This window comes from Pseudomonas sp. R2-37-08W (assembly GCF_003851705.1).
Lineage (GTDB): Bacteria > Pseudomonadota > Gammaproteobacteria > Pseudomonadales > Pseudomonadaceae > Aquipseudomonas.
Map to the genome: position 1 here is coordinate 3,067,916 of NZ_CP027728.1, position 24,490 is coordinate 3,092,405.

Here is a 24,490-nt window from a genome sequence, read left to right on the forward strand (position 1 = left end):
TTTTCGTGCCGGCGATACACTCATGCAGGTGTTTTCGTTGAGTTAGCTTAATCCTCTTGGCTTAAGGCTTTCTTCGCAGTAGCTATCAGCTAACTACACTATTGGAGTACAGATTTTGTCCAGACTCGCCGAATTTCGCGCAGCAGAAAAAGCCCTTCAAGAGCAGCTCGCCCAGCTGGAATCGCTGAAGAACGACGCCGGGCTGAAGAAAGAAATCGAATTCGAAGAAAAACTTAAAAAGCTGATGAGCAGTTATGACAAGAGCCTGCGCGATGTGATCGCCATCCTTGATCCAAACCCGGGCAAATCGGCTGCAGCAGCCGTTCGTGCGCCGAAACAGCGCCGCGCACGTGTGGTCAAGGTTTACCAGAACCCGCATACCGGCGAGCTGATCGAGACCAAAGGCGGCAACCACCGCGGCCTTAAAGCCTGGAAAGAAGAGCACGGCGCAGCCACTGTAGACTCTTGGCTTCGCGGTTGATTAACATGCACTAACAGAAAGCCCCGCTTACGCGGGGCTTTTCGTTTATAGGTTCACAAACGAAACTAACTTAAGTTCACATTCGTTCGCCTAGAACCATTCAAAGTTTGAGGCTATCACGCACCGAACTGACCTCATCTTTGCTGGCCTCGTACGCTTGCGCCTGGCCCGCATATGAAAATACGTAGGCTTTATCGGCATCCACTGCCCCCACTAGTGTTTGCGACAGCACATGTCGACCGTTCTCGGTAATCACACAGGTAGTTTCCAGCGCCTCAAGACGACTCAATGTAGCGGGGTGCATTTTGGTGCACACGCTTTGATAACCGCCCTGGGCAAAATCTTTCTGGATAGATTTACGCATTTCCAGCAAAACGCCTTGAAGATTGACATTATGCCCAGCCTCGATCGGCGTACCGGTCAACTCCATCACCATCAAGGTCTTGCCATTTTCATCATTTTTGATCGCGCGCTGTCGCGACACGGCCTGGGTCCTCCCGGCTGCGTTGCCGTCGGGTTCAACTTCCTCGACCTGCCAGCCGCTGGGCCAATGAATTTCCGGCTCGGCCGCCAGTACGAACGGGCTGCCCAACACTAAGCACAACGTAGCCAATAACGGTTTACGAAACTCGATCATTGCCAAAAGCATCCAAGGTTCCAGCACCAAAGTTTGCGGCCCGAGCCCCGCCCCTCGCAAGGGCCGCGTGAGCTTTTTCATTTGGCGCGATCGGCAGGCCTTGCGTATCATGGCTCGGCTGCACGGATGCTTGCCGCAAGCCAAGGGACCGCTTTGCCCCATTTTTTCTGGAGGGCCCATGAGCCTGCACGAACTGAACACCTTTCCCGGCGTCACCGCCCAACCTGATACCGCCACCACGAACTTCGTGTTCAACCACACCATGTTGCGGGTCAAGGACATCACCAAGTCGCTGGATTTCTACACCCGCGTCCTGGGGTTTTCCCTGGTTGAAAAACGCGATTTCCCGGAAGCCGAATTCAGCCTGTATTTCCTGGCCCTGGTGGACAAGGCACAGATCCCGGCTGACGCTGCCGAGCGCACCCAGTGGATGAAGTCGATCCCAGGCATTCTGGAACTGACCCACAACCACGGCACCGAAAACGACGCCGACTTCGCCTACCACAACGGCAACACCGACCCGCGTGGCTTTGGCCATATTTGCATCTCGGTGCCGGATATCGTTGCGGCATGCGAACGCTTCGAGGCCCTGGGCTGCGATTTCCAGAAGCGCCTGAGCGATGGCCGCATGAAAAGCCTGGCCTTCATCAAGGACCCGGACGCTTACTGGGTTGAGATCATTCAGCCAGCACCGCTGTAAAACAAAAACCCCATGATCGCTCATGGGGTTTTTTATTTGCGCGCTGTTTTTACGCCGGCGCGGACGTGCGGATCAGATGGTCGAACGCGCTAAGGGAAGCCTTGGCGCCCTCACCTACCGCGATGACGATCTGCTTATACGGTACAGTCGTCACATCACCGGCGGCGAATACGCCCGGCAATGAGGTCTCGCCACGCGCATCGACGATGATCTCGCCGCGTGGCGTCAGTTCCACGGTGCCTTTGAGCCAGTCGGTGTTAGGCAGCAAACCGATCTGCACGAAAATGCCTTCCAGGTCGATGGTCTTGAACTCGCCGCTGTCGCGGTCCTTGTAGGCAAGACCGGTGACTTTCTGGCCATCGCCTTTGACTTCACTGGTCAACGCGCTAGTGATCACATCAACGTTGGGCAGGCTGTGCAGCTTGCGCTGCAACACAGCGTCAGCGCGCAGCTTGTTGTCGAACTCGAGCAACGTGACGTGGCTGACGATGCCGGCCAGGTCGATGGCCGCTTCGACGCCGGAGTTACCGCCACCGATCACTGCCACGCGCTTGCCCTTGAACAGCGGGCCATCGCAGTGCGGGCAGAAGCACACGCCTTTGGCTTTGTATTCCTGCTCGCCCGGCACACCCATTTCCCGCCAGCGCGCACCGGTGGCCAGGATCACCGTCTTGGACTTGAGCGTCGCGCCGCTTTCGAAGCGAATTTCGTGCAACTCACCGGCATTCTTCGCAGGTACCAGGCTGCTGGCACGCTGCAGGTTCATGATGTCGACGTCGTACTGACGCACGTGGGCTTCCAGGGCGCTGGCCAGCTTCGGGCCTTCGGTTTCCTGGACCGAGATAAAGTTCTCGATGGACATGGTGTCCAGCACCTGGCCACCAAAACGCTCGGCGGCCACGCCGGTACGGATGCCTTTGCGTGCAGCGTAGATCGCGGCCGATGAGCCCGCCGGGCCACCGCCGACGACCAGTACATCAAAAGCATCCTTGGCACTGATTTTCTCAGCCGCTTTTTCGATGCCGCTGGTGTCGAGCTTGGCGAGAATTTCTTCCAGGCCCATGCGGCCCTGGCCGAAGTTCACACCGTTGAGGTAGACACTGGGCACTGCCATGATCTGACGCTCATCCACTTCGGCCTGGAACAGCGCGCCGTCGATGGCCACGTGGCGGATATTGGGATTAAGCACGGCCATCAGGTTCAGCGCCTGGACCACGTCCGGGCAGTTCTGGCACGACAGCGAGAAGTACGTCTCGAAGCTGAACTCGCCTTTCAGCGCGCGGATCTGTTCGATCACTTCGACACTGGCCTTCGACGGGTGGCCACCGACTTGCAGCAGGGCCAACACCAGTGAAGTAAATTCATGGCCCATGGGGATGCCGGCGAAACGCAGGCTGATATCGGCACCCGGGCGGTTGATGGAGAACGACGGCTTGCGCGCATCGTTGCCATCAGTGTTCAGGGTAATCAGCGTAGAGAGGCTGGCTACGTCCTGCAAAAGAGCGAGCATTTCCTGGGATTTCGCACCGTCGTCGAGGGAGGCGACGATCTCGATCGGCTGAGTGACCCGCTCCAGGTAAGATTTCAACTGAGCTTTAAGATTGGCGTCCAACATACGGGCGATTTCCTTTAATTCTGGGTATAAAAAAACGCCCGAGCGAATCTCGCCCGGGCGTTTTTGAGGGCGGTTGCAGCTTACTGGGTAGGTGCGGATACCCGCCCTTGGGACTTCACAGACTTAGATCTTGCCGACCAGGTCCAGGGACGGAGCCAGGGTGGCCTCGCCTTCTTTCCACTTGGCTGGGCACACTTCGCCTGGGTGGGCAGCGACATACTGAGCAGCCTTGATCTTGCGCAGCAGCTCGGAAGCGTCACGGCCAACACCGCCGTCGTTCAGTTCAACGATCTTGATCTGGCCTTCCGGATTGATCACGAAGGTACCGCGGTCTGCCAGGCCAGCTTCTTCGATCAGCACGTCGAAGTTGCGGGAGATGGTCAGGGTTGGGTCGCCGATCATGGTGTACTGGATCTTGCCGATGGCTGGGGAGGTGTTGTGCCAGGCAGCGTGGGCAAAGTGGGTGTCGGTGGACACGCTGTAGATTTCGACGCCCAGTTTCTGGAATTCGGCGTAGTTGTCAGCCAGGTCTTCCAGTTCAGTCGGGCAAACGAAGGTGAAGTCGGCTGGGTAGAAGAACACTACGGACCACTTGCCTTTCAGGTCAGCGTCGGTCACATCGACGAAGCTGCCGTTTTTGAAAGCGGTGGCTTTAAACGGTTTTACTTGGCTGTTGATGATAGGCATCGTTGACTCTCCGTCAGGGGTTAAGAAGTTGATGAGGTGAATCCTACCCACTCCGGCCGACGATGGCTCATTGGCAAACCTGATGCTGACGATTGGTTTTCCCTATCAGGCAGCTGTATTAATAGAAGAAATCTCATAGCAGTGGTTTAGTCGCCAGGGTCATGCCGAGAAAGGGCGTCGCTTCAACATAGCGCATGGCCGATTTCATGTCGCTCCAGCCGACGTAACTCATCAATGACTTCAAATCCCAGCCGCTGCGATGGGCCCAGGTAGCGAAGCCGCGTCGCAGGGAGTGACTGGTGTACTGCTCGGCGGGGATGCCTGCGCGCTCCAGGGCCTGACGCAATAAAGGGATCACGCTATTGGGGTGCAGCCCCTCCTCCCCCAGGTTGCCCCAGCGATCAATCCCGCGAAACACCGGGCCACGCACCAGTGCCGAGGCACTGAGCCATTCGCTATAGGCCTGCACCGGGCATAAGCGCAACAGCGCGGGGGTGTGGTAGGTCTTGCCGAGGTTATCGCGGTCACTTTTGCTGCGCGGCAAGTACAGGCTGATGCCGGCCCCAGGCACTGCCTGGACATGCTCGATGCTCAAGCGACACAACTCATCGCTGCGAAAGCCGCGCCAGAACCCCAACAGGATCAGCGCCGTGTCGCGTTTGGCACGCAGCAAGCCGGGCTGATCCTGGTTTTCAGCGGCTTGTCTGGCCTCTTTTTCAAGCGATGCAACCACCTGCTCCAGATGCGTGAGCTGCAATGGCTGCGCTTGCCGCTCCTGCGCCGGGTGCACGGCGCGGATGCCCTTGAGCACCTTGCGCACCACCGGCGCTTTGGTCGGGTCGGCAAACCCCTGGCTGGTATGCCACTGCGCCAAGGCCGAGAGCCGCAACTTCAAGGTGTTCACAGCCAGCACGCCCGCATGCGCCACCAGATAGCGCGCCACGCTGTCGCTGGTGGCCGGCAGGAACCCACCCCAACTGACTTCGAAATGCTCGATGGCCGCGCGGTAACTACGGCGGGTGTTATCGCGGGTAGCGGCATTGAGGTAACGGTCGAGATCACTCATGGCAGGGCCCATTCGTACTGCGAACGCCTGGATCGACGTTAGAAACGCTAATGACACGGGATAATACGCCAATATCCCATCTGTTAAATAATGAATTTAAAGAATATTTCGGTCGTGATACAGTATGTATATACATATCATGTACCACAGTACGAAATCGACGGAGACCCCATGGCACGCGGCGGCATAAACAAAGCAGTAGTTCAAACGGCACGCCTGGCAATCCTCGCCCGCGGTGAAAACCCCAGCATCGATGCTCTACGCATCGAGATGGGCAATACCGGCTCGAAAACCACGATCCATCGCTATTTAAAGGAGCTGGACGAAAGCGAAACCCGGCAAATCATCACCGAAGCGCCTATCGACGATGAGCTGGGTGAATTGGTGGCACGCCTCGCACAGCGCCTGAAGGAGAAGGCTCAGGAACCCATCGACCTCGCCCTTGCGCAGTTCGAACAGCAGAAAAGCGCCCTCCTCACTCAGCTTGAAGCCCTGCAGGAGTCCCATCACCAGTTGCAACAGCAGTTCGACATCCAGGCCGCCGCCCTCGTCGAGGAAAGCGCCGCCCTGCACACCGCCAGCACCAGCCTGCAAGCCGAGCAAACGCGTAACGCCGGGCTAAGCCAGGCGTGCAGCGATTACGAACTGAGGATCAAGGACAGGGACGAGCAGATTCGCTCCCTGGAAGACAAGCACCTCCACGCCCGCGATGCCCTTGAGCACTACCGCAATGCCGTCAAGGAGCAGCGTGAGCAGGAGCAGCGTCGCCATGAAGGCCAGTTGCAGCAGGTACAGGCCGAACTGCGCCAGGCCCAGCAGAGTGCACTGGCGCGTCAGGATGAAATCACCCAGTTGCATCGAGACAACGAGCGCTTGTTGATCGAGCATCGGGTGACTGCCAAGGAGCTGAGCGCACTGCAGGAGCAGGTGCGCAAAGACCAAGGCTTGCGCATCGAGTTGAACGAGAAGATCAGCCAGGTCGACAGCGAGCGCACGCTGCTTCAGGAGCGCTTGCGGGTTGCGCTGCTGGAAAGCCAGTCACGAAAGGACGCGCTGACTGAACATCAACAGGCCAACAAGGCGCTGGAACTGGACCTGATCAAGGCCCAGGCCAGCATTGAAGCGTTGCGCCTGGCCGCCGTCGTTGCAACGACGCCAGAGGCAACGCCCGAGACCTGATCAGCCCGCCACAGGCGTGCGCATGGTGACGAACTCTTCCGCCGCCGTCGGATGCACGCCAATGGTCTCGTCGAAATGCTGTTTGGTCGCGCCGGCCTTGAGCGCGATCGCCAGGCCCTGGACGATTTCGCCGGCATCGGGCCCGACCATGTGGCAGCCCAGCACTTTGTCGGTGTCGGCATCGACCACCAGCTTCATCAGGGTCTTTTCCTGGCAGTCCGTCAGGGTCAGCTTCATGGGCCGGAAACGGCTTTCGAAGATCTGCACCTTGTGGCCGTTCTTCTTCGCCTCTTCTTCCGTGAGGCCCACCGTACCGATGTTCGGCAGGCTGAACACGGCCGTCGGGATCATTGCGTAATCCACCGCGCGGTATTGCTCGGGCTTGAACAGGCGACGCGCCACCGCCATGCCTTCGGCCAGGGCCACCGGGGTCAACTGCACGCGGCCGATCACATCACCGATGGCCAGGATCGACGGCTCGGCGGTCTGATACAGCTCGTCCACGCTGACAAAGCCACGCTCATCGAGTGTGACACCGGTGTTCTCCAGGCCCAGGTTGTCCAGCATCGGCCGGCGGCCGGTGGCGTAGAACACGCAATCGGCTTCCAGCACGCGACCGTCTTTCAAGGCGGCCTTGAGACTGCCATCGGCTTGCTTGTCGATGCGCTCGATATCGGCATTGAATTGCAGGTCGAGGCCGCGCTTGGTCAGCTCTTCCTGCAAATGCTTGCGCACCGCGCCATCGAACCCGCGCAGGAACAGGTCGCCGCGGTACAGCAACGAGGTCCGTGCGCCCAAGCCATGGAAAATGCCTGCGAACTCAACGGCGATATAACCACCGCCCACCACCAGTACACGCTTTGGCAGTTCTTTCAGGAAGAATGCTTCGTTAGAACCGATGGCGTGCTCACGCCCTGGAATCTCAGGGATCTGCGGCCAGCCGCCGGTGGCGATCAGGATATGTTTGGCGCTGAAGCGCTCGCCGTTTATTTCCACCTGATGGGGATCAACCAGGCGCGCATGCCCTTCGTGCAGGGTTACACCGCTGTTGACCAGCAAATTGCGATAGATGCCGTTGAGACGGTTGATCTCGCGATCTTTGTTGGCGATCAGGGTCGCCCAGTCAAAGTTCGCCTCACCCAACGACCAGCCAAAACCGCTGGCCTGTTCGAAGTCTTCGGCAAAGTGCGCGCCGTACACCAACAACTTCTTTGGCACGCAGCCGACATTCACACAGGTACCGCCCAGGTAGCGGCTTTCCGCCACGGCCACCTTGGCGCCAAAGCCGGCGGCAAAGCGCGCCGCGCGAACACCGCCGGAACCGGCGCCAATTACATACAGGTCAAAATCGTAGGCCATTTCATTCTCCTCGGCAGGCCACCAGCATACCGACTTACATGGGGCTGAAAAACGAAAAAGCCACCCGGAGGTGGCTTTCTCTTGAAACCGGTTGGCTGACGTGAATCAGTAAGCCTTGCCAGTCTTGTAGAAGTGCTCGAAGCAGAAGTTGGTCGCTTCGATGTAGCCTTCAGCACCACCGCAGTCGAAACGCTGGCCTTTGAATTTGTAGGCGATGACGCAACCGTCTTTGGCTTGCTTCATCAGGGCGTCGGTGATTTGAATCTCGCCGCCTTTGCCCGGCTCGGTTTCTTCAATCAACTTGAAGATGTCCGGCGTCAGGATGTAGCGACCGATAATGGCCAGGTTCGATGGGGCATCTTCAGGGGCTGGCTTCTCGACCATGTCACGTACGCGGATCAGGCCATCACCAATGTCGTCACCGGCGATGACGCCGTACTTGTTGGTTTGCGATGGGTCCACTTCCATTACCGCGACGATGGTGCAGCGGTATTTCTGGTAGAGCTTGACCATCTGGGTCAGCACGCCGTCGCCTTCCAGGTTCACGCACAGGTCATCGGCCAGTACCACGGCGAACGGTTCATCACCGATCAGTGGACGACCGGTGAGGATGGCGTGGCCGAGGCCTTTCATCTGGGTCTGACGGGTGTAGGAGAACGAGCATTCGTCGAGCAGCTTGCGGATACCGACCAGGTATTTTTCCTTGTCGGTGCCCTTGATCTGGTTTTCCAGCTCATAGCTGATGTCGAAGTGGTCTTCCAGCGCGCGCTTGCCACGGCCGGTCACGATGGAGATTTCATTCAAGCCGGCATCCAGTGCCTCTTCGACGCCGTACTGAATCAGTGGCTTGTTCACCACCGGCAGCATCTCTTTGGGCATGGCTTTGGTCGCTGGCAGGAAGCGAGTGCCGTAACCGGCTGCTGGGAACAAGCATTTCTTGATCATATGAGTCCTTACAGAGGGCTGTGCGTACGGAATTCGGCGCAGTCTAATCAGGCCGCAGTCACCTTACAATGGGTCCTGCTGGCGCCGCGATGTCATCATAGAGAAAATATGTCGGCGTAAGTTCCGCTGATCTTTCAACAGGCAGACGGACCGGCGCCTGGGTGTTGATGTTTCCAGAGGCTGCACCCTTTGTAGCACGCTTTTCGGCACCGGGCACCGGGCTTGAATTACTTGGGCAAACCCCGCGTATTTGCGGCTATCATTGCACCCTTGAATCAGCTTACGAGATTGCTAATTAGATGTCAGAACCAAAAGGCGTAAACGGCTACCTGATCACCCAACGTGCGGACGGCTGGCACCTGATCAACTTCCATGGCGACAGCGTCGCAGGCGTTTTCGAGACCGAAAGCATGGCGATTGCGGTTGCCGAAGTGTTCGTCGATGAAGCAGGTCATGCGTCGAGCAAGCGGCCAAAAGGCAAATAAGCCGCGCTGCCTTGCATCAAAAGCCCCGCCAAGCGGGGCTTTTTTGTGTTTGGCTGTACCTAGATGGCAGTTCGCTATAATCTTTCGCCAACGCCCCACACTAGTGTCAGCGCTCCCTTCAACACCTTCGAAGACGATTCTCTATGAACAAAATCCTGGCACTCACCGCGGTATTGGCGCTGGCCGGCTGCACCACCACGTCGGACACTTATCTGAAAAATGGTGAACAAGGCTTGACCATCGACTGCTCGGGCGAAGCCAACTCATGGGCCAGTTGCTATGAGAAAGCTGACGCCTCGTGCGCAGGGACTGGCTACCGTATCGTCGGCACAGACGGCACCCCATCACTCAAGGAAAGCGAACAGACCCTGGGCAAGGACGTGGGCAATTTCAAAAGCCGCAGCGTAGTGGTGGTGTGCAAGTAAGCCGTAACGCTACAGGTGAACCTCGGCGAACTTGATCCCCAGGCTGCGCAGGATGTCGATCAAGTCATCCAGGCGCGGAAATGACTCGACCTCATCCTGATCATCCACCAGGAAGTAACTGCGGCCGTCATTCTTCTTGAAAAATACGATCCACTCGCCGAGGTCGGCAGGGTTCTGGATGACGTGGGTCGCCGTGATCTGACCTTCAGCATGGCGGGCTTTGACGTGTTCTCGCTTCATAATGGGCGTTCCAGGTAGGGCATGCCGCTCAGACCCAGGGTTTGAGCGGCATTTTTGTAGGCGGTGACCGACAGTTTACCGGATGCCTTGCCCGATCAACACGCCGTCTACCGTCTGGCCATAGAGATTGACCCCATCATTGGCGTGAAACTTGATGCGAGTCTTCTCTATCGATCCCTCGACCAGCCTCGGATCCTGGGGCCGCTCGTGGCTGTTGATGTACGCCGCGACATCCCATGCCTGCTGATCGCTCAAGCTGCCGATCTTGCCCAGCGGCATATTGTGCTTGATGAAGGACGCTGCCGTGTTGATCCGGTGCATACCGGCGCCCCAATTGTAGGAATCCTTACCCCATAACGGCGGCATGACATAACCCTCGCCCACCTTCTGCCCCTGCCCTTCAACGCCATGGCACACCGCGCATTGCCCGTTGTACACCTGCGCGCCCTGGGCCAGGTCGTAGCCTTTAGCCGGTTGCGCCACTTCGGGATAGCCGCGCCCAGGTAATTCAACCCCCAAGGGCGCTTTGCTGGAGAGCCAGTAGGCATACACCGACAGCGCGGTGATTTCGGGACTGTCCGCCGCCGGAGGGGTACCGCCGTTCATGCTGAACTGGAAGCAGCCCTGCAAGCGTTCGGCAAAGGTATTGACCTTGTCATTCTTCTTGCGATAAGCCGGGTACATCGGGTACGCACCCCACAATGGCGCCGAGTTGGCCATGCGGCCTTGATCGAGGTGGCAATTGCTGCAGTTGAGCCCGTTGCCTACGAATTGTGGTGCCAGGCGCTTGGTGTCGACGAACAAACCATACCCCTGCCTGACCAGCTTGCCGTAGGCATTGTCCGGCAGTTCGCTTTCCTGAGGAGGTTGAAAGGCAGGGGCATTGGGGTGCGTAGCGGCCCGCAATTGGGACTGGTCTTCCATGGCGATCGGCGTGGCATGGGCGGGCACTGCCATCAACATCCCCATCAACATGAGCGCCTTCATGGCTTGGCCTCCAGCTGTAATGAGGCGAAGTACTGGGCCACGTCCTGCACCTCATCCGGGGTCAGGGATTTGGCGATGTGCCCCATCAGGTCATTGGGATCGTCGCGCCGTGTGCCGTTCTGCCAGGCGCTCAATTGCGCGGCCAGGTACGCCGCCGGCTGGCCGGCCAACGGCGGGAATGCGTCCCCCACACCGACACCGGAAGGGCCATGACAACTGACGCACGCGGGAATCTGCCGCTCCCACGCCCCTTGCAGGGCCAGTTTCTGTATCGGGTTGGCAGGCATTTCGCTGCGGGGCATCCTGGCGGTCAAAGGGGCTGGCATCGCGGCCACAGCCTCGCTTAGCGCGGCGATTTCGGCGTCAGTGAGCGCCTTTGCCAACGGCTGCATCACCGGATTACTTCGCGCCCCACTGGCAAAGTCCGACAATTGCCTGCGCACGTATTGTGCGGGCAACCCCGCCAACCTGGGGAAACCTGCCGCCGCAAGCCCCAGCCCATCGGCGCCATGACACGCCACACAGGGCATCGCGCCGGGCTGCGAACCGCCCACGGTATAAGTTGTGTTGCCGTCGAGCGCGTAGGCATTACCCAACAGCAGCCATAACGCGCTTCCCACCATTGCTCGTTCCAGAGACATCATCACAGCTCCATCTTTATAGTTATAAGCTTAGGCATAAACTGCATAACCATACAGATGGTATGGGAATTGATCCGGCGTCACAACACCCTGAAACACGCAAAAAAAGCCCCACCCTGTAGGAGCGAAGATGCTCGTTCCTACAGGGTGGGGCTTTTATCGGGTTCAGTGCGTGGGGATACGCCGTGGCTTAACCGGAAATGCAATCTTCCCCGGCTTTCTTCACATCGCCCGGCCGGATCGGCACGTTGGACATGCTTTCGTAGAGTTTGATGCTGCTGCCGCTGGAGCGGTCTTCGATTTCGAAGATCGCCGACGGATCGGCCGAGAACTTCTGCGGCACGATCACTTGAAAACCATCTTTATGGGGTTCGATCTGCGGTGGACGACGTGTCGCCTCCAATTTGCGCACTACACACGCAGCATATTCCTGCGGCTTTTTCCCGGAAATGACCACCAACGTAGGTGGGGTCTGCTTGATATCTGCAACCGAAGCACAGCCACCTATCGCCAAGGCCAGCACCAACACACTCCACTTCATACTAAAACCTCCGATAAAGACCCTACGACAGCGGGCGCAGGAGATTTCTCCCGCCGATGTAGGATTTATCTCTGAAAACTCGGTAAATAACTGTTTTAAATTGTCGAAGTCGTCGACGACGACCCGATAATAAACGCGCTGGGGCTGATAAACTCCATCTTATCCTACGTATCGTTCTGATTTTTCAGAAAAAGCCCTTCTGGAGACACCCCATGAAATTTATCCATCAGCGTGAGCACCTCAACGAGGGAGACATTGTCGTCATCGAATGCTCGCAGACCTGTAATATTCGTCTCATGAGCGACGCGAATTTTCGCAGCTTCAAGAACGGCGGCCGCCATACCTACCACGGTGGGGCATTCGACACATTCCCGGCAAAAATCACTGCGCCCAGCACCGGTTTCTGGAACATCACCCTTGACGTGGTCACGCGCCGCGCCATCAGCGTTACCCGCAAGCCAGCGCTGTCCCACAAGATTCGCATCGTTCGTCGCACCGGCACCAAGCTGAGCTGACCCGAACACCGCAAGGAAAAAAGCTGTGACCACCACGACCAAATACGTCATCAAGTACAAGCTCAACGGCGAACGTCGCTTCGAATTTGTCCAGCTGACCAGCAACAGCGTCGAGGAAGCCAAGCAAGCCCTGGCGAAAATCCACGAGGCAAGCGACGAAATTACCGACATCAACGTGAGCAAGGCGCTGTAAGCCATGCCGGGCCCTACTGCTGACCTGTTCGCCGATGACGCCTTGCAACAACCCGCAAGGCGCGAACAGATTGGCGAAGCGTCTTACGTTCTGGGGGCTACGCCCTACCCTGGATTGAGCGTTTATTACCCGAGTTGCGGCGTGTCCTGGCCCAATCGCCGTTTCGGCAGATGGTTACGCCCGGCGGCTTTACCATGTCGGCCGCGCTGAGCAGTTGCGGCGAGCTGGGCTGGACCACCGACACGTCCGGCTATCGCTACAGCCCGCTCGATCCGCGTAGCCAGCAGCTTTGGCCGCCAATGCCCGACGCATTGCGCGAACTGGCGATATCGGCGGCAAACGCGGCGGGCTTCGCCGATTTCTCACCGGATGCCTGCCTGATCAACCGTTATGTGCCCGGCGCAAAAATGTCCCTGCACCAGGACAAGAACGAGCGGCGTTACGATGCACCGGTGGTCTCGGTGTCCCTCGGTCTGCCGGCGATTTTTCTGTTCGGTGGTCACCAGCGCAGCGACAAGGCGCAAAAGATTTCGCTGTTCCACGGTGATGTGGTGGTCTGGGGCGGCGTGGATCGCCTGCGCTACCACGGGGTGATGCCGGTCCGAGAAGGCGTGCACCCGATCATGGGGTCGCAACGCATCAACCTGACCTTTCGCACCGCCGGCTGATTTGACCGCAAGCTTCGCCCGTTAACCCGCTGCACAACGCACTACCCCCGTCCAGTGAATAAAACAGACTGGCCGCGCGCCAAGAGCCCTGTTAAAACAGCGAAAAGCCTTACTGAAGCTGGAGACGCATCCCATGAGCACCTGGCCAGACACGCGCATTATCGATCTGCTGGGCATCGAGCTGCCCATCATCCAGGCCCCGATGGCGGGAGCGACCACTACCGCCATGGTAATCGCCGCCTGTCAGGCCGGTGCGCTGGGGTCCATGCCTGCGGCGGCGCTGAGCATCGAGCAACTGCGCGAAGCATTGACCGTCATTCGCCAGGCCGGCACCCGCGCGCTCAATGTCAACTTTTTCTGCCATCAGGCGCCTGAGGCGGACGAAGCGCGCGACCAACGCTGGAAAGCGTTGCTTGCGCCCTACTACCGCGAACTGGGCGCCGATTTTGATGCGCCGACTCCGGTATCCAATCGTGCGCCCTTCAACGAAGCGGCGTGTGAAGTGGTTGAAACCTTCCGCCCTGAAGTCGTCAGTTTTCACTTCGGTCTGCCGGAAAAATCCTTGCTGGCCCGGGTAAAAGCCAGCGGGGCCAAGGTGTTGTCATCGGCTACAACGGTGGAGGAAGCGGTCTGGCTGGAAGAAAACGGTTGTGACGCCGTGATTGCAATGGGCATTGAAGCCGGTGGGCACCGCGGGATGTTTCTCAGTGATGATCTCAACAGCCAGATCGGCTTGATGGCGCTGCTGCCGCAAATCGTCGACGCCGTCAGCGTGCCGGTGATCGCGGCTGGTGGTATCGCCGACTCGCGCGCAATGGTCGCAGCCTTTGCCTTGGGCGCCTCAGCGGTGCAGGTCGGCACCGCGTATCTGTTCACCCCGGAAGCCAGCGTCAGCGCTGCCCATCACCATGCGTTGCGACATGCCCAGGCCAGCGAAACAGCCCTCACCAATCTGTTCACCGGGCGTCCGGCGCGGGGCATTGTCAATCGGGTGATGCGTGAGCTGGGCGCGATCAACCCCGCTGCGCCGGCGTTTCCACGGGCCGGTGGCGCGTTGATGCCGCTCAAGGCCAAGGACGAAGCCGGCTTCAGCAACCTGTGGGCGGGCCAAGCATTGCGTCTGGGTAATGAGCGCTCCACCTATGACCTGACCCGCCAACTGGCAGCGCAGACCTTGGCCAAACTGCAATAGCAACCTTGGCGCCTTAAGCAACGCGGCACTGTACCGGCAGCAGGCAACCGCTATATATTCTCCTACATAGCGGTACCCAGCCGTACATCCTCAAGGAGTTGTTTAATGTTGATCCGCGCCTCACGCCTGGCCCCCCTGCTTGCCGCCTTTGCCTTGGGTTCGGCGCATGCCGATGAGGTGCAAGTCGCCGTGGCCGCCAACTTTACCGCGCCGATCCAGGCCATTGCCGCCGACTTCGAAAAAGACACCGGTCACACGCTGATCGCGGCCTACGGGGCGACCGGGCAGTTCTATACCCAGATCAAGAACGGCGCGCCGTTCGAAGTGTTCCTCAGTGCCGACGACACTACCCCGCAAAAACTCGAGGCCGAAGGCGATACCGTCAAGGGTTCGCGCTTTACCTACGCGGTCGGCACCCTGGCCCTGTGGTCGGCCAAAGAAGGCTACGTGGATGCCAATGGCGACGTGCTCAAACAGAATGCATTCAAGCACCTGTCCATTGCCAACCCGAAAGCCGCGCCCTACGGCCTGGCAGCCACCCAGGTGCTGGCCAGGGAAGGCTTGACCGACAAGGTCAAGGACAAGCTCGTCGAAGGCCAGAACATCACCCAGGCCTATCAATTCGTCTCCACGGGTAACGCCGAGTTGGGCTTTGTGGCGTTGTCGCAGATCTATAAGGACGGCAAGGTGTCCAGCGGCTCGGCGTGGATCGTGCCGTCGTCCCTGCATGACCCGATCAAACAAGACGCCGTAATACTCAATAAAGGCAAGGACAGTGCTGCCGCCAAGGCACTGGTTGACTACCTGAAAGGGCCGAAGGCGGCTGCGGTGATCAAGTCCTACGGTTACGAGCTGTAAATGCCGCTGACGAGCGCCGATTTTTCCGCGATCTGGTTGACGGTCAAACTGGCGTCGCTGACCACTGTGATCCTGTTGGTGATCGGTACGCCGATCGCCCTGTGGCTGTCGCGCACCCGTTCCTGGTGGCGCGGCCCGGTGGGGGCCGTGGTTGCGTTGCCATTGGTGTTGCCGCCGACGGTCATCGGTTTTTACCTGCTGTTGTCCATGGGGCCCCATGGCTACTTCGGCCAGTTCACCCAGTGGCTCGGCCTGGGCACCCTGACTTTCAGCTTTGCCGGGCTGGTGATAGGGTCGGTGATTTACTCCATGCCCTTCGTCGTGCAACCGCTGCAGAACGCCTTCTCAGCCATCGGCACGCGCCCGCTGGAAGTGGCCGCGACCTTGCGCGCCGGTCCTTGGGACACTTTTTTCACAGTCATCCTGCCGCTGGCACGCCCGGGCTTCATTACGGCGTCGATTCTCGGCTTCGCCCACACCGTCGGCGAGTTCGGCGTGGTGCTGATGATCGGCGGCAATATTCCGGACAAGACCCGGGTGGTTTCGGTGCAGATCTACGACCACGTCGAAGCCATGGAATATGCCCAGGCCCATTGGCTGGCCGGCGCGATGGTGGTGTTCGCATTCCTCGTGCTGCTGGCGCTCTACTCCAGCCGTAAAACCAACATGGGCTGGAGTTGAGTGCGATGATTGAAGTACGTCTGCACTTGAAATACTCCGGCTTCGCACTGGACGTGGAGCTGCAACTGCCCGGCCGTGGCGTGACCGCCCTGTACGGCCCGTCGGGCTCCGGCAAAACCACCTGCCTGCGCTGTATCGCTGGCCTGGAGCGCGCCGAAGACGGATTTGTGCAGATCAACGATGAGGTCTGGCAAGACAGCCGTAACGGCCGGTTCGTGGCGCCGCATAAACGCGCCTTGGGTTATGTCTTCCAGGAGGCGAGCCTATTCCCCCATCTGTCGGTGCGGGCCAACCTGGCGTTCGGCCTCAAGCGCATCCCGCGTTTGCAGCGGCGTGTGGAGATGACCCACGCCACTGAGTTGCTGGGCATCGCGCACCTGCTTGAGCGTAATCCGCAGCATCTGTCCGGCGGTGAGCGCCAGCGCGTCGGCATCGCCCGTGCGTTGCTCACCAGCCCCCGATTGCTGCTGATGGATGAGCCCCTGGCGGCCCTCGACAGCCAGCGCAAAAATGAAATCCTGCCCTATCTCGAACGCCTGCACGACGAGCTGGATATCCCGGTGCTGTACGTCAGCCATGCCCAGGACGAAGTGGCGCGGCTGGCCGACCACCTTGTCCTGCTCGGCGACGGCAAGGTGGTGGCCAGCGGGCCCATCGGCGAAACCCTGGCGCGGCTCGATCTGCCCCTGGCACGGGGCGACGATGCCGGTGTGGTGGTCACGGGCAGCGTGATTGCCTACGACGATCACTATCAGTTGCTCACCCTGCAATTGCCCGATTGCCCGCTGCAGATGCGCGTGGCCCACACGCCGATGGCCGTGGGTAAACAGCTGCGGGTAAAAATTCAGGCGCGGGACGTCAGCCTCAGCCACCAGGCGCAGGCACACAGCAGCATCCTCAATCGCCTGCCGGTGACGGTCATCCAGGACGTCGCCGCGGATAACAGCGCTCATGTACTGGTACGCCTGGATGCCGGTGGCACGCCGTTGCTGGCGCGCATCACGCGGTTCTCGCGGGATCAGCTACAAGTGCAGCCGGGCCAGGCGCTGTGGGCGCAAATCAAGGCGGTGGCGGTGCTGGCCTAAACCATTTGGCACGACCGCAGGGCGACGCGGTCAATCAGACATACCGGCCTGATCCATTGCCAAGGAACCTGCACCATGCCCGACTCTTCGCCGCCCGTCGCTCTGCCTCGCGACCTGCATTACGTTGACGACACCCAACCCGGCATCCGCCGCAAAAAACTGCGCGGCAAGTTTCAGTATTTCGGCCCCGACGGCGAGCGCATCACCGATGCCGATGAGATCAAGCGCCTGAATGCCCTGGCGGTACCGCCCGCCTACACCGATGTGTGGATCTGCGCCGACCCGCAGGGGCATCTGCAAGCCACCGGCCGCGACGCCCGTGGCCGCAAGCAGTACCGTTACCACACGCGTTGGCGCGAAGTGCGCGACAGCGACAAGTACGCGCGGCTGCAGGCATTCGGCAACGCCCTGCCCAAGTTGCGCAAACAGCTGGAAGCCCAGATCGCCGAACCGGGTTTCACCCGCGAAAAGGTGCTGGCCACGGTGGTGATGCTGCTCGATGCCACGCTGATCCGTGTCGGCAATACCCAGTACGCCCGTGACAATAAATCCTACGGCCTGACCACCCTGCGCAACCGCCATGTGGACATCAAGGGCAGCGAGATAAAATTCCAGTTTCGCGGCAAAAGCGGCGTGGAGCATCAGATCAGCGTCAAGGACCGGCGCCTGGCCAGCGTGGTCAAGCGATGCATGGAGCTGCCGGGGCAGAACCTGTTCCAGTATCTGGACGAGGACGGTCAACGCCATACCGTCAGCTCCCAGGACGTCAATGCTTACCTGCATAGCCTGACCGGCGAAGATTTCACCGCCAAGGACTACCGCACCTGGGCCGGCACGGCCATGGCGCTGGCGGTGTTGCGCGAGTTGGCGTGGCAACCGGAGTCTGATGCCAAACGGCACGTGGTGACCATGGTCAAGGACGTTGCCCGGCAGTTGGGGAATACGCCGGCGGTGTGTCGCAAGTGCTATATCCACCCGGCGGTGCTGGAGCATTTCAGCCTGGGCGAGTTGTCGAAACTGCCCAAGCCACGGGTGCGCAAGGGGCTGAAAGCCGAAGAAGTCGCCCTGGCCATGTTCCTTGAGCAACTGGCCGCCGACTTGCCCGGCCAAGCCAAGGTGGGTTAGCCTCTGCCTCCCTTCTGAATCGCGGGACGATCGCCGACGTGAACAACTAAGCCTTCCAAAATGTATCTGCAACAAGCCCGCCTGGCGCGCTTGTTGGCCTGTTCGACATTTTCCTGGAGGTGCTGATGACTCACGTCAACCGGCTGCCCGTACTGGTCTCCCTGCAACACCTGTCTTTCCAGTTCGCCAATGGCGAAACCTTGCTGGAAGACCTCACCTTGTCCATCGACCACACGCCGACCGGCATCGTCGGTCGCAACGGGCGTGGCAAAAGTATCCTCGCGCAACTGATCGCCGGCATCCTGCAACCCTCCTCCGGTACGCTGAACGCACCGGCCCAGCTGGCTTACGTGCCCCAGACCGTGGTGGTGCGCCCGGGTGCGACTGTCGCCGATATCACCGGCACCGCTCAGTGCCTGGCCGCCCTTGCACGCATGGCCCAGGGCACAGGCGTGGCCGGTGATCTGGAACGGATCGATGATCGCTGGGACCTCGCCGAACGCCTGCGCGTGGCCCTGGATACGGCGGGGCTGCCCTCGCTCAGCGCGACTTCCCGGGCCGACCGGCTCAGTGGTGGCCAATTGGCCAAGGTGGCGCTGATCGGCGCATTGTTGGCGGCGCCGCCGTTACTGATCCTCGACGAACCCAGCAACCACCTCGACAGCCTCGGGCGCGTTTGGCTGCTGCAGCAATTGTCGCAATGGCGTGGTGGCCTGGTGGTGGTCAGCCATGATCGCCAATTGCTCAACGCCATGGGCCGGATCATCGAACTGTCGCCCCTGGGTGCGCAGATGTACGGCGGCAACTACGATGCCTATCTTCAGCAACGCGATATACAACGCCAGGCGGCTATCGCGGCATGGGAACACGCCCGCGAACAGCGCAGCCGCGAACGCCGACGCTTGCAAAAGGACCATGACAACCTGCAGCGCAACGCGGCGCGTGCACGCCAATATGCAGCGACCGCCAACGTCGACCGGTTTACCAAGGCACGATGGAAAAGCGCGGCCACGCAAATCGTCAGCACTCTGGGCAGCGCCCATCATGATCAAAAAAACACCCTCAATGCGCAGGTGCGCCAAGCTTACGAGCGCGTGGTGGACGAGACGCCGACCTTGTTGGCCTTGCCGGGTGCGGCGGTGCCCAACGGCCGCCAGGTTCTGAGCCTGCAACAGGCACAGTTGCCCTGGCTGGATCCGCAGGCACCTTCCACCTTTCTGACGCTTGACCTGACCGGCCCCATGCGGGTGGCTGTGCGCGGGCCGAACGGTTGCGGCAAATCCACCCTGCTCAAGCTGCTTGCCGGGCAATGGCAAGCGCTCAGTGGGACGTGCACGGTGGCGCTGCCCTGCGCGTATATCGACCAGCACCTGACGCTGCTGGATGACCAGCGCACTGTCGTCGAACAGCTCAACCTGCTCGATACGCCGCTGGTCGAAGCCGAACTGCGCACGCGGCTGGCCTTGCTGCAACTGGATGCCTCGCGGGTGACCCAGCCGGCAGGTCAACTCAGCGGTGGCGAGCGGTTGAAAGCGGCGATGGCGATCGCTTTGTGGCGCGACGTGCCGGCGCAACTGTTGCTGTTGGATGAGCCGACCAACCACCTCGACCTGGAGACGGTGATTGCGTTTGAACAGGCCTTGAAAGGTTTTACCGGGGCAATGCTGGTGGTGTCCCACGATGAGGCGTTCCTGCAGGCGACCGAGCCCAGCCATTACTTGAGCTGGCACAGCACGGGCTGGCGCCTGGAGTCGGTGTGAGGTGATTGCGCGCACACGCAAAGCGCCCTAGGGTAGTGGCCGAATAACTTCACTGGAAAGCCCTATGCTGCCTTCGCCCGCCAAGCCTTACACCAACGCCGCGCTCGCCCATCGACAGCGTTGGCGTGGGCGTGTGGGCTTGATGCTGGTGGCCGGTCTGTCGGTACTGGCGGGCATGACCGATGCCATTGGTTTCATGGCCAGCGGCGATTTTGTCTCGTTCATGAGCGGCAACACCACGCGCCTGGCGGTTGCGATCAGTGCGGGTGACCTTGGCCTTACCGGGCGGTTGCTGTTGCTGGTTGCCACCTTCATCGTCGGCAATGCCTTGGGCGTGGTTGTCAGCCGCGTAAGCAAGCGTCGCGCGCTGCCCTTGTTGCTGAGCATCGGCGCGCTGCTCTGCGGCGCGGCGCTGCTGCCATGGGCCGAGACCCTGCCCGCCCTGTTAGCGGCGATTATCGCCATGGGCATGCTCAACGCGGCCGTCGAGCAAGTGAACGGGGTGCCGGTAGGGCTCACCTATGTCACGGGGGCGCTGTCGCGTTTCGGTCGCGGGCTGGGCCGCTGGTTGTTGGGCGAGCGCCGCAATGGCTGGCGCATGCAGCTGATACCTTGGGCGGGGATGTTTATCGGCGCCGTGATCGGCGCGCTGCTGGAGCAGCAGATCGGCCTGAGCGCCCTGTGGGTCAGCGGTGCGTTGGCGGGATCATTGGGCCTGGCGACCCTGGCGATTCCGCGACGCTGGCAGTTAGGCTTCATGCCACGCTGAACAGTGGCCCCGGAAGGAGGTGCCCGCCCGACGTTTAAGCCTCGACATCCGTGTACCGGTAAAGAGCCATTACGTCGGGCGAGCGGTTGAATAATAGGCCAAATATGACCAAGGCAAGGTATTAAAGACAAGTGGCGAGTGCGGCCAAACGGCGTTTGGCGGGCATCGTGTCTTCTGCGGCGTAATACTTGACGGTAGAACCTGCGCCCGTGCTCAGCACATCCACAAAGTAGTCACCGCCAGTGGTGTACACCGTGAAACCTCCGGCCTCGGTGGCTTCCTTGAAACCGCCGGCATCGACGCCAAATACGCTTTCGTCCTGCCAGCCGTACTGGATGCATTGGGCGACCACCAGGGTAGCCTTGTCCGAGGCCATGGTCTTGTAAGGGCTGCCCGCGCGCGCCTCTTTCATCTTCGAACCCGCGCAACCGGCCAGTGCTGCCAGTACCAATGCGCCTATCACCGCTTTATGCATGCTCGTGCTTCCCTGGAAAAACCGTGACTCTACCATTGCGCCGCCGCCAACTGACGCGCCCATGAATTTTGTTTCACTGTGCAGGCAAAACCGGATGCTTATAGTGGCCAGGCTCATTTTCAAGAAGTCCTCCTTCTGCCCGCCCTCCCGCGGGCTTTTTTTCGCCTGCGGCTCACAACCACCAGCGCAACAGATAGAACAACACCATGCTCGACAACACCGTGATCAGCACGCTGCGCGTCCAAATCATCAGCGCCACGGCGCAGATCCCAGCCAGCAAATAGGGGTTGCTCGGGCTCAGGTTGAGCTGGTGGTCTTTGATGAAAATAATCGGCCCGCAAATCGCGGTGAGCATGCCCGGCACGGCGAACCCGAGGAACTCACGCGCCCCCCGATTGAGCCGCACCGGCAGGCGCGGTTCGATAAACAGGTAGCGATTGAAAAACACCACCAACCCCATCGCCACAATCATCAGATAGATCATCGCTGGCCTACTCCCAGGCGCTTGCAGGCGAACCCGGCGCTCATTCCCAACACCCCCGAGACCACCACCGCCGATTCCCAGTGCAGGTAACTCAGCCACACCGAGCACGACAGCGAGACGGCAACGCAGACCACCGTCGGCACGTCGCGCACTACCGGCGTGATCAGGGCGATAAAGGTTGCGGCAATCGAAAACTCCAGCCCCAACTGGTCCAGCCCGGGAATGCTTTTGCCCAGGACGATGCCGGCCAAAGTGAACAGGTTCCAGATGATATAGAACGTCAGGCCGACACCCAGGGCATACCAGCGATTGAAGGTCTGGCGGTCATAGTGGTTGACCAGGGCAAAGAACTCGTCGGTCAACAGAAAGCCCAGGCTCATGCGCCAGCGGGTGTTGAGCGAGGACAGCGTCGGGCGCATGTGCATGCCGTAGAGCAAGTGCTGGGAGGTCAGCAGCAAGGTGGTCAGCACGATGGAGATCAGGCTCGCGCCGCTTTTGACCATGCCGATCGCCACCAACTGAGCGGCACCGGCGAACACGATGGCGGACAACCCTTGGGCTTGCAGCGGGGTGAACTGCGCATCGATTGCCATTGAGCCGGCGAGCAAGCCCCAGGGGGCACAGGCCAGGGATAACGGAATAACAGCGATTGCGCCACGCGTGAACGCGTCATGAGGGAGGGCAGTAGGCATGGATGAGGCTCATCGACAGACAGTCGGCAAGCATGCCAGCGCGCCCAGGCACTTGTCTTGAACGATCTTGCTCAGGCGAGCTTTACCGACACCAGCTCCACCGAGTCGCGCGCTTCGCGCAGTTCGTAGGCGTCCTGGTTCAACCGGTGAATGGTGTTGAGCAGGCGCTGGCGCAGCACCTCATCGCCGAGTTTTTCGACGGCACGCATCAGGTCGAACGCAGCGGTTTCGTTATTTTCCGCAACGGAATCCAGGGTCTTGCGCAGGTTACGAGTGGCTCGGGTCACGCGATCTCTTCCTTCATCAGCAATGGGCGGCACTTTAGGACATTCGTGTTTCAGTTTAATTTCAATCACTTGTGGCTGATTAGGAGGCAGTTGATCCACGTCAAACGAAATCAGGATTTGGCTTACATTGAGGCTTATCCGCCTGTGCGAAGCCGCAGACAGGCAAACACCATGGATAGGCCGGCCCCTACCCTGTTTAAATGCCTGGCCAACGCCACCCGAGCACAGTTGATGCGATTGATCCTGCGCAAAGGCGAACTTTACGTGGGCGAACTGATCCATGCCTTGGATGACAGCCCGCCAGGGTTGCAAAACGACGCGCGGCGTCTGGATGCAATGGGCGACAGACCACAACAGGCCAGCACTTGCTGAGCCATCGGAGCGTTTATTCATGCTTGTCGCAATTGCTATTTTCATCATCACCATCGTGCTGGTCATCTGGCAGCCCAGGGGCCTGGGCGTCGGCTGGAGCGCCTCCCTGGGCGCGATCCTGGCCCTGGCCTGCGGGGTGATCAGCCTGGCGGATATTCCGGTGGTGTGGCACATCATCTGGAATGCCACCGGCACCTTTGTCGCGTTGATCATCATCAGCCTATTGCTGGATGAAGCCGGGTTCTTTGCCTGGACCGCGCTGCATGTGGCGCGCTGGGGGCGTGGCCGGGGCCGGCGATTGTTTGCCTATATGGTGCTGCTGGGCGCACTGGTGTCGGCGTTGTTCGCCAACGACGGCGCGGCGTTGATCCTCACCCCGATTGTGATGTCGATGCTGTTAGCCCTGCGCTTTTCGCCGGCGGCGACGCTGGCATTCGTCATGGGCGCGGGCTTTATCGCCGACACGGCAAGCCTGCCGCTGGTGGTGTCGAACCTGGTGAATATCGTCTCGGCGGACTATTTCAAGATCGGCTTCAATGAATACGCCGCCGTGATGGTGCCGGTGAACCTGGTCAGCGTCGCCGCGACCCTGGCGGTGCTGCTATGGTTTTTCCGTCGCGATATTCCGCAGTCTTACGACCCCGCCGACCTGGAACAACCCGCCAGTGCCATCCACGACCGTGCGACCTTTCGCGCCGGCTGGTGGGTGCTGGGTATTTTGCTGGTGGGCTGCTTCGCGCTGGAACCGCTGGGCATTCCCATCAGTGTAATTTCCGCGGTATGCGCCGTGCTGTTGCTGGTGATTGCCGCCAAGGGCCACACGATCTCCACGCGCAAGGTGCTGAAAGACGCACCGTGGCAGATCGTGGTCTTTTCCCTGGGGATGTACCTGGTGGTCTATGGCTTGCGTAACGCCGGCCTGACCGACTACCTGGCCACCTGGCTCGACACCTTCGCCAACTACGGCGTGTGGGGCGCGGCCATGGGCACCGGCGTGCTCACCGCGCTGTTGTCCTCGGCGATGAACAACCTGCCAACGGTGTTGATCGGCGCGCTGTCCATCGAGTCGAGCCATGCCGTGGGCGTGGTCAAGGACGCAATGATCTACGCCAACGTGATCGGCAGCGACCTGGGCCCGAAAATCACCCCTATCGGCAGCCTGGCGACCTTGCTGTGGCTACATATTCTGGCGCGCAAAGGCATCACCATCACCTGGGGCTACTACTTCAAGGTCGGGATTGTGCTGACCGTGCCGGTGCTGTTGATCACCCTTGCCGCCCTGGCCTTGCGCCTGAGTGTGTAAAGGACGCAGTGTTCATTCATCTCGACACTGACGTATGCTCTCG

Annotated in this window: 30 protein-coding genes and 1 pseudogene; 17 read left to right on the forward strand and 14 right to left on the reverse strand. The window is 60.0% G+C overall.

Annotated features, from left to right (window positions below; all coding sequences use genetic code 11):
- Positions 1-115 precede the first annotated feature (115 nt).
- Entirely contained in the window at positions 116-481 is a 366-nt protein-coding gene (locus C4J93_RS14060; protein ID WP_124370792.1) for a histone-like nucleoid-structuring protein, MvaT/MvaU family, read from the forward strand.
- A gap of 100 nt (positions 482-581) precedes the next feature.
- On the opposite strand, the gene C4J93_RS14065 is transcribed toward C4J93_RS14060, so the two are convergent.
- Positions 582-1,118, reverse strand: coding sequence for a DUF4946 domain-containing protein (locus C4J93_RS14065; protein WP_124372430.1), 537 nt, complete (start codon positions 1,116-1,118; stop codon positions 582-584).
- A 178-nt stretch (positions 1,119-1,296) separates the two neighbouring features.
- Between C4J93_RS14065 and gloA the strand changes: the two genes are divergently transcribed.
- Positions 1,297-1,818 carry a lactoylglutathione lyase gene (gene gloA / locus C4J93_RS14070; protein WP_124362964.1) on the forward strand — a complete coding sequence of 174 codons (522 nt, stop codon included), beginning with the start codon at positions 1,297-1,299 and terminating at the stop codon, positions 1,816-1,818.
- Between the two features lie 49 nt (positions 1,819-1,867).
- On the opposite strand, the gene ahpF is transcribed toward gloA, so the two are convergent.
- The 3 genes from ahpF to C4J93_RS14085 form a co-directional block, all read right to left on the reverse strand.
- Complete coding sequence (gene ahpF / locus C4J93_RS14075; RefSeq protein ID WP_124429676.1) at positions 1,868-3,433, reverse strand: alkyl hydroperoxide reductase subunit F; 1,566 nt, start codon at positions 3,431-3,433, stop codon at positions 1,868-1,870.
- 123 nt (positions 3,434-3,556) lie between these two features.
- The gene (ahpC, locus tag C4J93_RS14080; RefSeq protein WP_003191303.1) at positions 3,557-4,120 is read right to left on the reverse strand and encodes an alkyl hydroperoxide reductase subunit C; all 564 of its coding nucleotides are present in this window, start codon (positions 4,118-4,120) and stop codon (positions 3,557-3,559) included.
- A 133-nt stretch (positions 4,121-4,253) separates the two neighbouring features.
- Positions 4,254-5,186, reverse strand: coding sequence for a site-specific integrase (locus C4J93_RS14085; RefSeq protein WP_124429677.1), 933 nt, complete (start codon positions 5,184-5,186; stop codon positions 4,254-4,256).
- A 171-nt stretch (positions 5,187-5,357) separates the two neighbouring features.
- On the opposite strand from C4J93_RS14085, the gene C4J93_RS14090 reads away from it, so the two are divergent.
- Positions 5,358-6,365 (forward strand): DNA-binding protein, encoded by a 1,008-nt coding sequence (locus C4J93_RS14090; RefSeq protein ID WP_124429678.1) that lies wholly within the window; start codon positions 5,358-5,360, stop codon positions 6,363-6,365.
- Here C4J93_RS14090 and gorA read toward each other — a convergent pair whose 3' ends face one another.
- Together gorA and galU are read right to left on the reverse strand one after the other, a co-directional pair.
- Positions 6,366-7,724: a glutathione-disulfide reductase gene (gene gorA, locus C4J93_RS14095; RefSeq protein ID WP_124429679.1), complete on the reverse strand. Its 1,359-nt coding sequence runs from the start codon at positions 7,722-7,724 to the stop codon at positions 6,366-6,368. It lies immediately after the preceding gene.
- Positions 7,725-7,829: 105 nt separating this feature from the next.
- Positions 7,830-8,669: a UTP--glucose-1-phosphate uridylyltransferase GalU gene (gene galU, locus C4J93_RS14100; RefSeq protein WP_043049885.1), complete on the reverse strand. Its 840-nt coding sequence runs from the start codon at positions 8,667-8,669 to the stop codon at positions 7,830-7,832.
- A 299-nt stretch (positions 8,670-8,968) separates the two neighbouring features.
- Here galU and C4J93_RS14105 point away from each other — a divergent pair, with 299 nt between their 5' ends.
- Together C4J93_RS14105 and C4J93_RS14110 are read left to right on the forward strand one after the other, a co-directional pair.
- Entirely contained in the window at positions 8,969-9,154 is a 186-nt protein-coding gene (locus C4J93_RS14105) for a hypothetical protein (protein ID WP_003173828.1), read from the forward strand.
- A gap of 143 nt (positions 9,155-9,297) precedes the next feature.
- Positions 9,298-9,579, forward strand: a complete 282-nt coding sequence (locus tag C4J93_RS14110; RefSeq protein ID WP_124362970.1) for a hypothetical protein — start codon at positions 9,298-9,300, stop codon at positions 9,577-9,579.
- Between the two features lie 9 nt (positions 9,580-9,588).
- On the opposite strand, the gene C4J93_RS14115 is transcribed toward C4J93_RS14110, so the two are convergent.
- The 4 genes from C4J93_RS14115 to C4J93_RS14130 all read right to left on the reverse strand — a co-directional run bounded on the left by C4J93_RS14115 (position 9,589) and on the right by C4J93_RS14130 (position 11,988).
- The gene (locus tag C4J93_RS14115; protein ID WP_124367139.1) at positions 9,589-9,819 is read right to left on the reverse strand and encodes a hypothetical protein; all 231 of its coding nucleotides are present in this window, start codon (positions 9,817-9,819) and stop codon (positions 9,589-9,591) included.
- Between the two features lie 75 nt (positions 9,820-9,894).
- Positions 9,895-10,806, reverse strand: a complete 912-nt coding sequence (locus C4J93_RS14120; protein WP_124429680.1) for a c-type cytochrome — start codon at positions 10,804-10,806, stop codon at positions 9,895-9,897.
- Positions 10,803-11,450 (reverse strand): c-type cytochrome, encoded by a 648-nt coding sequence (locus C4J93_RS14125; RefSeq protein ID WP_124429681.1) that lies wholly within the window; start codon positions 11,448-11,450, stop codon positions 10,803-10,805. Before C4J93_RS14125 ends, C4J93_RS14120 begins: the two co-directional genes overlap by 4 nt.
- A 187-nt stretch (positions 11,451-11,637) precedes the next feature.
- Positions 11,638-11,988: a hypothetical protein gene (locus C4J93_RS14130; protein ID WP_034119649.1), complete on the reverse strand. Its 351-nt coding sequence runs from the start codon at positions 11,986-11,988 to the stop codon at positions 11,638-11,640.
- Between the two features lie 212 nt (positions 11,989-12,200).
- Here C4J93_RS14130 and C4J93_RS14135 point away from each other — a divergent pair, with 212 nt between their 5' ends.
- The 10 genes and pseudogenes from C4J93_RS14135 to C4J93_RS14175 all read left to right on the forward strand — a co-directional run bounded on the left by C4J93_RS14135 (position 12,201) and on the right by C4J93_RS14175 (position 20,834).
- Positions 12,201-12,503 (forward strand): DUF1883 domain-containing protein, encoded by a 303-nt coding sequence (locus C4J93_RS14135; protein WP_124362975.1) that lies wholly within the window; start codon positions 12,201-12,203, stop codon positions 12,501-12,503.
- A gap of 25 nt (positions 12,504-12,528) precedes the next feature.
- Positions 12,529-12,696: a hypothetical protein gene (locus tag C4J93_RS27155; RefSeq protein WP_164485259.1), complete on the forward strand. Its 168-nt coding sequence runs from the start codon at positions 12,529-12,531 to the stop codon at positions 12,694-12,696.
- Between the two features lie 3 nt (positions 12,697-12,699).
- Positions 12,700-13,364: pseudogene (gene alkB / locus C4J93_RS14140) on the forward strand (DNA oxidative demethylase AlkB).
- Positions 13,365-13,497: 133 nt separating this feature from the next.
- Entirely contained in the window at positions 13,498-14,556 is a 1,059-nt protein-coding gene (locus C4J93_RS14145) for a nitronate monooxygenase family protein (RefSeq protein ID WP_124429682.1), read from the forward strand.
- 105 nt (positions 14,557-14,661) lie between these two features.
- On the forward strand, positions 14,662-15,414 hold the full coding sequence (gene modA, locus C4J93_RS14150; protein WP_124429683.1) for a molybdate ABC transporter substrate-binding protein: 753 nt from the start codon (positions 14,662-14,664) through the stop codon (positions 15,412-15,414).
- Positions 15,415-16,095, forward strand: coding sequence for a molybdate ABC transporter permease subunit (gene modB / locus C4J93_RS14155; RefSeq protein ID WP_124370801.1), 681 nt, complete (start codon positions 15,415-15,417; stop codon positions 16,093-16,095).
- A 5-nt stretch (positions 16,096-16,100) separates the two neighbouring features.
- The gene (modC, locus tag C4J93_RS14160; protein ID WP_124429684.1) at positions 16,101-17,180 is read left to right on the forward strand and encodes a molybdenum ABC transporter ATP-binding protein; all 1,080 of its coding nucleotides are present in this window, start codon (positions 16,101-16,103) and stop codon (positions 17,178-17,180) included.
- Positions 17,181-17,255: 75 nt separating this feature from the next.
- Positions 17,256-18,305, forward strand: a complete 1,050-nt coding sequence (locus C4J93_RS14165) for a DNA topoisomerase IB (protein WP_124409996.1) — start codon at positions 17,256-17,258, stop codon at positions 18,303-18,305.
- 125 nt (positions 18,306-18,430) lie between these two features.
- On the forward strand, positions 18,431-20,065 hold the full coding sequence (locus C4J93_RS14170) for an ATP-binding cassette domain-containing protein (protein WP_124429685.1): 1,635 nt from the start codon (positions 18,431-18,433) through the stop codon (positions 20,063-20,065).
- Between the two features lie 64 nt (positions 20,066-20,129).
- The gene (locus C4J93_RS14175; RefSeq protein ID WP_124429686.1) at positions 20,130-20,834 is read left to right on the forward strand and encodes a YoaK family protein; all 705 of its coding nucleotides are present in this window, start codon (positions 20,130-20,132) and stop codon (positions 20,832-20,834) included.
- Between the two features lie 121 nt (positions 20,835-20,955).
- Here the strand turns inward: C4J93_RS14175 and C4J93_RS14180 are convergent, their stop codons facing one another.
- The 4 genes from C4J93_RS14180 to C4J93_RS14195 form a co-directional block, all read right to left on the reverse strand.
- The gene (locus tag C4J93_RS14180; protein ID WP_124362984.1) at positions 20,956-21,309 is read right to left on the reverse strand and encodes a hypothetical protein; all 354 of its coding nucleotides are present in this window, start codon (positions 21,307-21,309) and stop codon (positions 20,956-20,958) included.
- A 172-nt stretch (positions 21,310-21,481) separates the two neighbouring features.
- A complete protein-coding gene (locus C4J93_RS14185; protein ID WP_124362985.1) occupies positions 21,482-21,793 on the reverse strand; it encodes an AzlD domain-containing protein in 312 nt (103 codons plus the stop codon).
- The gene (locus C4J93_RS14190) at positions 21,790-22,485 is read right to left on the reverse strand and encodes an AzlC family ABC transporter permease (RefSeq protein WP_124429687.1); all 696 of its coding nucleotides are present in this window, start codon (positions 22,483-22,485) and stop codon (positions 21,790-21,792) included. Before C4J93_RS14190 ends, C4J93_RS14185 begins: the two co-directional genes overlap by 4 nt.
- Positions 22,486-22,556: 71 nt before the next feature.
- Positions 22,557-22,772: a hypothetical protein gene (locus C4J93_RS14195; RefSeq protein ID WP_046068240.1), complete on the reverse strand. Its 216-nt coding sequence runs from the start codon at positions 22,770-22,772 to the stop codon at positions 22,557-22,559.
- 171 nt (positions 22,773-22,943) lie between these two features.
- Between C4J93_RS14195 and C4J93_RS14200 the strand changes: the two genes are divergently transcribed.
- The gene (locus C4J93_RS14200; protein ID WP_124429688.1) at positions 22,944-23,144 is read left to right on the forward strand and encodes a helix-turn-helix transcriptional regulator; all 201 of its coding nucleotides are present in this window, start codon (positions 22,944-22,946) and stop codon (positions 23,142-23,144) included.
- A gap of 19 nt (positions 23,145-23,163) precedes the next feature.
- The gene (locus C4J93_RS14205) at positions 23,164-24,447 is read left to right on the forward strand and encodes an arsenic transporter (protein ID WP_124429689.1); all 1,284 of its coding nucleotides are present in this window, start codon (positions 23,164-23,166) and stop codon (positions 24,445-24,447) included.
- Positions 24,448-24,490: the final 43 nt, after the last annotated feature.